Genomic DNA, 1,019 nt, shown 5'->3' with positions numbered 1-1,019 from the left:
ATAGACGACGACATCTAAACCGGCCCTCATAAAATGAGCAGCCCAACCAACCAGCTCCAATCAGCCCCCCGCCGATGCAAGTGACCTTGGAGATCCTGTACGCATCGGATGGTGCCTTCTGCTCAATCATTTATACTCTCTCGAGGATCGAAAGGTTGCCTCGCAAACGCAGCGCCGTCTCAGGCAACAGACTCAAGCGTCATCCGACATATGGTTGTGATGTCGTAGATAGGGAGCCCTGTCATACGACGGATTGCCGGCGTTATCGGCGGGAATCCAGTACAAGTGAACAGTAGCGCAGCGACGTCCGGATTTGCGACGCGGAGCCGCGCGACGCAAGCAGCTACATCGTTCTCGATGTCGGCGACCGCTGTCGGTTGTGGCGGACGCATGTACTCGTTTTCCAAAAACTTACCGCCTTCGATGCCGCCGATGACGATCCGATCCCGCTCGGCCTGATCACTGAGCCCAAGCAAATCATCTCGAAACACACGCGAATCCGCTGTGACAACAGCGAGCTTTGCGTTTGGGTGCAGTTGGCGGAGAAGCGCGGGCACCAAGAGCAGGCTTGACATCACCACGGGGACACTTACCGCCGCAGCCACCGCCGCTTGATGTCGAATGGCCGAGCCGCAGTTCGAGCTGATTGCGACTGCACCTCGCTCAACCAGCCTCCGCGCCGCCGCAATAAACGCGGGCTCAAGCGCGGGATCGCCCTGCATCACAACATCGGCCCAAGCTCCTTCGACGGTTTCTGATATTACGGGAAAGTTGAAGGTAGCCGAACTAAGCAGCGAGCCCGATGTGGGCTCTGGCGGCGTCACATCGGGCGGCAATCCACTTTCGAGATCCAGAATGCCGAGACAACTTCCGATTTGCGACGCCATTTCGCCTCCAGGACATATAGCTACATTTGATACATTGAGGGCGTTCATCCGCGCTTCTTAACTCCGAGGATTGCCCGTGCCTCGGCAGGTGTGGCGACGCTGGCGCCCATGCGCTCGATGAGCCCAACCGCG

Annotated in this window: 1 protein-coding gene; it reads right to left on the bottom strand. The window is 58.3% G+C overall.

Annotated elements, in window-relative coordinates; genetic code table 11:
- Positions 1–179 precede the first annotated feature (179 nt).
- Complete coding sequence (locus AC0L3I_RS36880; RefSeq protein ID WP_473530227.1) at positions 180–887, bottom strand: aspartate/glutamate racemase family protein; 708 nt, start codon at positions 885–887, stop codon at positions 180–182.
- Positions 888–1,019 lie beyond the last annotated feature (132 nt).

The organism is Mesorhizobium sp. WSM4840, from assembly GCF_055811755.1.
Note: the sequence above shows the minus strand (reverse complement) of the source record. Positions and strands in the feature narration are given on the sequence as shown.

What these genes read in the sequence shown, in the direction of transcription:
- AC0L3I_RS36880 (WP_473530227.1), bottom strand. Translation starts at nt 887, where the DNA reads ATGGCGTCGCAAATCGGAAGTTGTCTCGGCATTCTGGATCTCGAAAGT.